The sequence below is a fragment of the Bacillus sp. 05T31 genome (genome assembly GCF_056396725.1).
Map to the genome: position 1 here is coordinate 1 of NZ_JBFTMA010001118.1, position 869 is coordinate 869.

1 protein-coding gene is annotated in these 869 nt (G+C 35.2%); it reads right to left on the reverse strand.

The features are described 5' to 3' along the window. Positions 1–120: 120 nt before the first annotated feature. On the reverse strand, positions 121–869 hold a 749-nt coding region (locus AC1DJR_RS31750), incomplete at its 5' end, for a YitT family protein (protein WP_477004445.1).

An 869-nucleotide genomic window follows, 5' to 3' on the forward strand; every position in this document is an offset into this window, starting at 1 on the left:
CATCCTTACATTAAGAAACAATTGGAYTTTTTGCAAGAAAAAGAATCTATTTTGAAAAAAGACTATTCAAAATAGATTCTTACGTTTTAGTATTTAGATTATTTTAATGAAAAACAATTTTTAAGCCTTAGAAATATCAACAAATCCTTCTCCGAACACATCACGAACATCGTGTATAGCGATGAACGCAGCCGGATCTGTAGTTTGAACAATCCKYTTTAGCTTCACTACTTCTTGCTTATTAATAACAAYATAAAGAATTTCCTTCGGCGTTTTCGTGTAATARCCATGACCTGAGTACACCGTAACCCCTCTGCCCATTAAGGTAGTCACCTTCCCAGCAATTTCATTCGGGTTATCAGAAATAATCGTAATAGCCTTCTTCGGATTTAAACCTTCAATTACAAATTCCATCACTTTCGTTGCTACATATAGCATAATAATTGTTATCATCAGTTTTTCTGCACCAATGATGAAATAAGATGAAAACGCAACGATTAAATCGAAGAACAGTAGACCRTAGCTAATGCTCCASCCTAAATAYTTATGCGTCATCCTTGCTAAGATGGTAGTACCTGCTGTTGTTCCGCCAACGCGAATAATAAGACCAATCCCGCAYCCRATAAATATTCCTCCGAAAATGGCATTTACGAGCATTTCATCYGAAGCRATCGTCCAGCCTTCTGTCAAATGAAGAAATAGTGAGTTTGTAACTACAGCAATGATTGTATAAATTGTTGTAATCTTATTTAAAAATTTATAACCGGCTATTAACAAWATYGCATTTAAAATTAAGTTRACTAAGCCYGGTGACCACTCAAATAAATAGTACGTAATAATCGTGATACCYGTTACCCCGCCCTCACCAA